Genomic DNA, 6,984 nt, shown 5'->3' with positions numbered 1-6,984 from the left:
TTTCCGCTTCCGCAAAGCTCATTTGCCGTTTCATCGTCGTGGACCCGTTCCGTGAACTATCTTCTACAACGTCCTCGGCTGCGTCAGCGATGACCACAGAGCCGGATAAATCAGTGTTTCCCTAGGGCTGATACGGCCGCGAGCGCATTCTCCAGTGCAAGTTGGCGATCCGCTTCACCAATTGCGGTACCTTCTGCGCGGATGATCTCCAAATGCGTGATCCCAAGGAAACTGAAGAAGCTTTGCAGGTGACTCTCCTGATGGTCCATCGATGCCATTGGAGAAGGCGCACTATAAACGCCCCCACGTGAAGAGGCGACAATGATGCGTTTCCCGCCGCACAGGCCCAGCGGACCGGCCTCACTGTAGCGGAAGGTCTTGCCGGCAACGGTTAGCCAGTCCAGCCAAGCTTTCAATTGACTGGGTACCCCGAGGTTGTGCATCGGAGCCCCAATTACGACGACCTCGGCGGATAGGAATTCATCAAGCATTTCGCTGTCGCCGGCAGGGGCACTGGACAGGTGTCTAACTGGCTCCGCAGCCAAATCGCGATACGTCACGACTGCGCTCGGATTTGCTTCTCGCAGGCGGTGGGTAATGGCAGCGGTCAATTTGCGAGTGACCGAATTCTGACCGGTGATGCTGGAATCGACATGCAGAAGGTTCATAGTGAATCCTGTATGTAAAGAAAGATTGATCGTCCCGACATGTTAGAGTCCAGTAGGAATTGCGCAAGGAGGTACTTTTATGAGCGATACGAACACGGATGTTCGTGGCCACGAACACGCGGGATGTGCCTCAGTCGTTGATGTCCTTGCCCGCATTGGCGACAAATGGACAGTTATGGTAGTAGGCACGTTGTGCGAAGGTCCGCTGCGATACAACGAGTTGCAGCGGCAGGTGGGCGGTATTTCGCAACGCATGCTGACGCTGACCCTCAAGGGTCTGGAGCGAGATGGGTTAGTTAGCCGGACTATGTACCCAACCATTCCGCCGCGTGTCGATTATGATCTGACGGATCTCGGCCGCAGCTTGATGGGGCCGTTGCGGGCGCTATACCAGTGGGCGTTGGAGCACCAAGATGAGATGGCTATGGCACGCCATACTTTTGAGCAAAAGTCGACGGGACGGGATGTGACACATGGCGTGCTGTATGTACGAAAGTAACCTTGACTATTACAAGGTGAGTGGTTGCTTCTATGACATGTAAGCTCTTGGGTTCCGGCCGTCGCGCACATAGCGCCGCTGCCATTCAATCTTGGTCCTGCCGTTACCCGGAGTGAGCACTGGTACTGTTGTATCGACGGCATGCGGCTTCGTGGCCGCAATGACGTGCCGGCCCGGGCGTCGACCAGCGGCCGTCGTAGGTCTGCGCCATGGCCCACCGATTGTCCCCGTAGCGAGCGATCGAGAACAACACTATCGGGAGCATTGATCACCGACTGGCGATAAAGCGGCTGGTGATCCACAAACTTCGAAATCAGCGCCAGTAAGCCCGGACCAGCCAGTCCATACTCAACCGGGCGGATCGGAGCAGCAGCTCGCGCGATGTTGTCGCAACGCATACACGCCAGTTTCGAGCGCACATGGCACGCTTACGGATGGAGCCGGCCAGCGCCTTTTTGCAGCGTGAGCAATTCTCGAGAATTGAGGGCAGATTCAAACACTGTCGATAATTCGAGCGACTTCGCATGTACCCGTGTGGAGAATGCGCTTTAGCCCGTCATGGAACGTGGTCGCAACTCTCGAGGAGTGCATCCAAATCTTGCTCGGAAAGCTCTACTGAAATGCGCGGCATCGTTGAAGCCCCACGAAAAAGCAATCTCGCTGATGCTGCGCCCGACAAGGCCCGGGTCGCGGATATCCCGATAGGCGGCGTCAAGACGTTGTGTCCAGATCCAGTCTCCCAATGAGCATGTCTCGGTGCCCCACGTACGATGCAGAGTACTAGGCGACACTTTCAGTTCAGCTGCGATTGACGAAATTGTGAGGCCAGGCTCCCGAAGCCTGTCGCGTACGCAGGACCTGATGCGCTCCAGGTTAAATAGACGGAGCTGCGACATGGGTGCCTGTTTGGCCGCAGGAAGGGTCGACAGTCCTGCGATAAGAATTTGTCTGACGCTGTCGGCGATCGCACCCGCAGATTCGGGAGCGAGCGTATCGATGCTGCCGGCTAACGTATGAATCATATTTAGCATCAGGTGCCCAGCACCGCGATCGCCGCTCACGGTGTTGGCAGTTAATTGTTCCGCACACGGAAATTCTGTCCGCAGCAAGCGCCCCGGGAGCATAAGCACGTACTGTTGGAAGTCGCCATCGAAAGCCAACGTATACGGGCGAGTGCTGTCATACATTGTGAAATCACCCGGCATGAGAGACGCCTCGCGTCCATCCTGCACTACAACTCCATTCCCTCGCGTCTGAATGCTTATCAGGAAATAGTCCTCACCTGATTGTGCAATCTTGGAAGGTGTTCGATGGACCCTCTGCGCACTCGACGTCACTTTCGTCAGACAAAGGGTGGACAACTGAGCAACGGCAATGCTGCCCTCAATAGTGCTTTGCCTATCCGCTATCTCGCACTCAAGTTGCACGTAAGCGTCGCAGACAATGTCAGACCAATACGCTAGGCGACGGCTGGGATCGACCTGTGTCGTGGAATGTACGCTAAACATATCTGTACCTATCACAAATTGAGTACGCCAAGCAAACCTGGATGGTCTTCCGTCGAGGGTGACCGATTCAGTCAAGAGAGGCGAGACGCAGGGTCAAGCCGTAACAAAATCGTCTTCTTACTATGAGACCTCACAACATGCTACTGAGGTTTCAAATGAACGTCACGCATCCAAAATTTCGTGTTGCAGCCATCCAGGCGGCGCCCGTGTTTCTTGATCTCGAAGGGTCCATCGAGAAGGCGATCATGCTGATTGCCGAGGCTGCTTCCAATGGTGCAAAGCTGGTTGCCTTCGGAGAAGCTTGGCTGCCCGGATACCCGTGGTTCATCTGGCTGGATTCCCCGGCGTGGGGTATGCAGTTCGTTCAGCGTTACCACGACAATTCTCTGGTCTACGGCTCGCCGCAAGCGGACCGGATTGTGCAGGCCGCAAAAAAGCACTCAATCACCGTCGTAATGGGGCACAGCGAGAAGCAGGGCGGCAGCCTCTATCTAGGTCAGTGGATTATCGACGCTGAGGGACAGACCGTTGCGCAACGCCGGAAACTCAAGCCGACACACGTTGAGCGCACAGTATTTGGTGAGGGGGATGGCACGGACTTGGCTGTCTGGCAAACATCTTTGGGCCGCGTCGGGGCCTTGTGCTGCTGGGAGCATCTCCAGCCGTTGTCGAAATATGCGATGTATGCGCAAGACGAGCAATTGCACATCGCCGCATGGCCGAGTTTCTCGGCATATCGAGGAATAGCCAATGCGCTGCAGGCCGATGTGAACATGGCGGCGTCACAAGTCTATGCGGTTGAAGGTCAATGCTTTGTTATTGCCCCGACTTCGCTTGTAAGCGAAGAAATGATCGACATGCTGTGCGGTGAAGATCCGGTCAAGCGTAGCTTGCTTGAACAAGGTGGAGGATCTGCGTCAATCTTCGGTCCGGACGGCACACTGCTGCATGACCGACTGCCTGAAAAGGAAGAGGGCATTGTTTATGCCGAGATCGACCTTGGCGTGATTTCTTTGGCAAAGGCGGCCGCAGATCCGGCCGGCCACTATGCGCGTCCGGACGTAACGCGGTTGCTTCTGGACCGTACGCCAGGACGTCGCGTCGTGTATACGCAGCGCGTGTTTCCGGAAGCCTCGGTTCGTGAGTGTGGCGATCAGCCGGAACATACTTCTGAAGTTGTTACGCCTACTCGTGCAGCGGACTGAACATCTGCAGTACACGTGGTTGCGAAAGTTGTCATAAATATGGATCGGTGAAGGCCTCAATGAAAGTTAATCGAAAATATCTGTTTATCGCGCTCGCAATGCTGATATTCGGAACAGCACCGTCCGCGCATGCTCAGCATGAGCACAGTGGTGGAGAAAATCTCGGGAAGGTAAATTTCGCTGTAGCGTGCAACTCTGAAGCACAGAGTGACTTCAATGTTGCGATGGCTTATTACTACTCGTTCGATTGGAGTAAGATCAACTCGGCGACGAACCGCGTTCTGCAGGATGACCAAAAATGTGGAATGGCATATTGGTTGAAAGCATTGTCGTCGCTTAACAATCCTTTTGCTTGGCCGAGTAGTCTTCCGGCATCTGCTGTTGGCGACGGATCTGCAGCTCTTGATGCCGCGCGAAAGACGGGGCTTGGCTCTCAGCGTGAGCGTGACTATGTTGATGCGCTTTCGGTATATTTCAAAGATGCAGATAAAATTGATCACCGAACGAGGGCGGTGGCGTTAGAGTCTGCGTTTGGAAGGTTGGCAGAGAAATATCCGAATGATTCGGAAGCTTCTGTTTTGTATGCACTTATTTTGTCTGCGAATTCAGATCCGGCGGATAAAAAATATGTTAGGCAACTAAAGGCGGTATCGATTCTCGAGCCAATATTTCAAAAACAACCGAATCACCCAGGAACCGCCCATTTTCTAATTCATAGCTATGACTATCCATTTCTTGCAAAGCGTGGATTGGATGTTGCCAGACTTTACGCAAAAATCGCACCGAGTGCACCACATGCACTTCATATGCCATCGCACATTTTCTCGAGACTTGGTCTTTGGAAGGAATCGATCGCGTCGAATCGCGCAGCCTACGCGGCCGCGAGAGAGGGGACGCTTCAGGCATTCCACTTCTCAGATTTTATGGTTTATGCATATCTTCAGTTAGGTGATGTCAATGCTGCTCGTCAGATAATGGATCAGGCGCGAGCTAGAAAGGTGCTCGACGACCTGGGGGCGTCCTACCCATACGCTGCAATGCCTGCCCGCATCGCGATCGAGACTGATTCGTGGAAGGATGCTGCAAACCTGGAGCTTTCTCCGCCGGCTGATTCCTATCCCTGGAAGAAATACCCGCAATCAGAAGCGGTTAACGCCTTTGCCCGAGGAGTTGGCGCGGCGATGAGCGGGGATCCGGAAAAGGCGCATTTTGAATCAGCGCGACTTATCTCGCTTCGTGATGTGGCATTGGCGATGAAGATGAGTTACTGGGCGGAACAGATTGATATTGAGGCACAAATTGTACGTGGTCTCGCGGTCTTTGCTGATGGAAAACACGATGATGGAATCATGGTGTTGAGAGACGCGGCCGAGCGGGAAGATGCAACAGAGAAAAGTGCCGTCACTGCTGGCCCGATTGTGACAGCTCGCGAGATGCTCGCAACGATGCTGCTTCAAACCGGGCATGCTGATGAAGCGTTAATGAACTTCAAGAGAGTTCTTGAAGTCGATCCGAATCGTCACCGCTCTCTTGTCGGAGCGATACAGAGTGCTGAGAAGGCTGGCGATACGAAGGCAGCAACGACATACTCAAAACAGTTGGAGGATTCGATCAGGTAACTATAAATATCAAGCGTTGATCTCATGTGAAGAGTGGGACGGCTGTGCGTGACCAGTTCATCGGTCACGCAAATGAAATACCTGTGGTCAGATAAAAAATAAAACTACTATATGAATATTTATTGATTTGGATTTCTCTGGGTAACGCGAGGGTTCGCGGTAGATTTTGCTTTGCAATTTATTTTAGAGATTTATTTAAATAACAAAAAATTTATGTGGCGCATCACTCGGCGCCGATTATTACACTGTGAACAGGGTTGGAGGTAAAATGAAGTCACGAAACTTCGCATCTGGCGTGATGCTGGCTTGTGTCGCCGGAGCAATCCCGATTGGTGCGAGCGCTCAGGGGAGTGTTACGCTGTCCGGTACTATTGACACTGGATTTCTTTATACGAATAACAATGGTGGCCATGCGAGTTGGTCAACGATGAATGGGGCGCTTACACCAAGCCGCTGGATCTTGTCAGGTGTTGAAGATATAGGGGGCGGGAATCGGACGGTATTTCGTCTGATACATCCGTTCAGCGTTCAGAACGGTCGCGATCCGGGACGTGGGTTTAATGTTGCCTACGTTGGTCTGAGTAACGATCGATTCGGTACTTTGACGCTAGGGCGACAGTATGACACCACAATCGACTTCGTTTCTGGATTCGCGACTAATGGGACGTGGGCCCATATCGGCGACTCAGATAATACAAATGGGTCGTTCAAAACGAGCAATGCTGCCAAATATGTGAGTCCGACGTGGTACGGATTGACTCTCGGCACTACGTACGGATTCAGTAATCAGGGGGGGGGATCCGGACCTTCGTCGGGATTCGCGAACAATCGGGCAATTGCATTTGGCGCTACGTACAGCCATGGGCCCTTTTCCTCAGCATTAGGCTTCATTCAACTCAATCATCCGGACTCCCAGCCAGGAGGTGCTGTGGGAACTTCCGGAGGTGGGACAGCCGACGATTATGTGAGTATGTTCACAAAAAGCGTAACTAGCGGCGCGAATGTTGAGCGTGAGCGGATTTGGCTCGCCGGCGCTTCATATCAGATCGGACCAGTCACGCTCAATGGTCTGTATTCGAAAGTTCAGTATCGCTATCTCGACGGGACCGGGCTTTCGCTCGACAACTATGAGGCTAATGTCGCATGGCAAGTAACGCCGGCTTGGATCGCGCAGGTGGCATATATCCGTACGAATGGCGCATATTCAGGTGTGACTTCAGCGACTCCCGATCCTGGCTGGGATCAGTTAAATGTCGGAGCACAGTATCTGCTGTCTAAGCGTACGTTGATTTATCTCATTGCGATCGGTCAACAAGGTAGGAACGCGAAGGCCCAGATTCTCAACACTGGGCAATCTAGCACTCGTCGGCAACTAGTCGTGGCGCTGGGTATTCAGCATCGATTCTGATCAAAGTTCGGTGACTGAACAAGGATGTCGAATTGGGTCAACGCTGGCTTCGGATTGGATAGAAATCAGAATTGAAG

General features: G+C 53.1%; 6 protein-coding genes and 1 pseudogene. 4 read left to right on the top strand and 3 right to left on the bottom strand.

The genetic code is table 11. From position 1 onward, the window contains the following. Positions 1–110: 110 nt before the first annotated feature. Positions 111–668: an NAD(P)H-dependent oxidoreductase gene (locus HWX25_RS26875; protein ID WP_175911451.1), complete on the bottom strand. Its 558-nt coding sequence runs from the start codon at positions 666–668 to the stop codon at positions 111–113. A 79-nt stretch (positions 669–747) separates the two neighbouring features. On the opposite strand from HWX25_RS26875, the gene HWX25_RS26870 reads away from it, so the two are divergent. Then, positions 748–1,167, top strand: a complete 420-nt coding sequence (locus HWX25_RS26870) for a helix-turn-helix domain-containing protein (RefSeq protein WP_043179548.1) — start codon at positions 748–750, stop codon at positions 1,165–1,167. 90 nt (positions 1,168–1,257) lie between these two features. Here the strand turns inward: HWX25_RS26870 and HWX25_RS33530 are convergent. Beyond that, positions 1,258–1,589: pseudogene (locus HWX25_RS33530) on the bottom strand (transposase); the annotation flags it as partial. A gap of 126 nt (positions 1,590–1,715) precedes the next feature. Continuing rightward, positions 1,716–2,675 carry a helix-turn-helix domain-containing protein gene (locus HWX25_RS26865; protein ID WP_175911450.1) on the bottom strand — a complete coding sequence of 320 codons (960 nt, stop codon included), beginning with the start codon at positions 2,673–2,675 and terminating at the stop codon, positions 1,716–1,718. A 155-nt stretch (positions 2,676–2,830) separates the two neighbouring features. Between HWX25_RS26865 and HWX25_RS26860 the strand changes: the two genes are divergently transcribed. The 3 genes from HWX25_RS26860 (at position 2,831) to HWX25_RS26850 (ending at position 6,907) form a co-directional block, all read left to right on the top strand. Further along, positions 2,831–3,880: a carbon-nitrogen hydrolase family protein gene (locus tag HWX25_RS26860; protein WP_175865894.1), complete on the top strand. Its 1,050-nt coding sequence runs from the start codon at positions 2,831–2,833 to the stop codon at positions 3,878–3,880. 59 nt (positions 3,881–3,939) lie between these two features. Then, positions 3,940–5,499, top strand: coding sequence for a hypothetical protein (locus HWX25_RS26855; protein WP_175911449.1), 1,560 nt, complete (start codon positions 3,940–3,942; stop codon positions 5,497–5,499). A gap of 268 nt (positions 5,500–5,767) precedes the next feature. After that, positions 5,768–6,907 (top strand): porin, encoded by a 1,140-nt coding sequence (locus HWX25_RS26850; RefSeq protein WP_175911448.1) that lies wholly within the window; start codon positions 5,768–5,770, stop codon positions 6,905–6,907. The last annotated feature ends 77 nt before the right edge of the window (positions 6,908–6,984 follow it).

Source organism: Burkholderia sp. BCC1640, from assembly GCF_902833125.1.
Classification (GTDB): Bacteria; Pseudomonadota; Gammaproteobacteria; order Burkholderiales; family Burkholderiaceae; genus Burkholderia; species Burkholderia diffusa.
Note: the sequence above shows the minus strand (reverse complement) of the source record. Positions and strands in the feature narration are given on the sequence as shown.

Bases quoted from the DNA above. Each gene is read 5' to 3' on its own strand.
- HWX25_RS26875 (WP_175911451.1), bottom strand. From the start codon at position 668: ATGAACCTTCTGCATGTCGATTCCAGCATCACCGGTCAGAATTCGGTC.
- HWX25_RS26870 (WP_043179548.1), top strand. From the start codon at position 748: ATGAGCGATACGAACACGGATGTTCGTGGCCACGAACACGCGGGATGT.
- HWX25_RS26865 (WP_175911450.1), bottom strand. From the start codon at position 2,675: ATGTTTAGCGTACATTCCACGACACAGGTCGATCCCAGCCGTCGCCTA.
- HWX25_RS26860 (WP_175865894.1), top strand. From the start codon at position 2,831: ATGAACGTCACGCATCCAAAATTTCGTGTTGCAGCCATCCAGGCGGCG.
- HWX25_RS26855 (WP_175911449.1), top strand. From the start codon at position 3,940: ATGAAAGTTAATCGAAAATATCTGTTTATCGCGCTCGCAATGCTGATA.
- HWX25_RS26850 (WP_175911448.1), top strand. From the start codon at position 5,768: ATGAAGTCACGAAACTTCGCATCTGGCGTGATGCTGGCTTGTGTCGCC.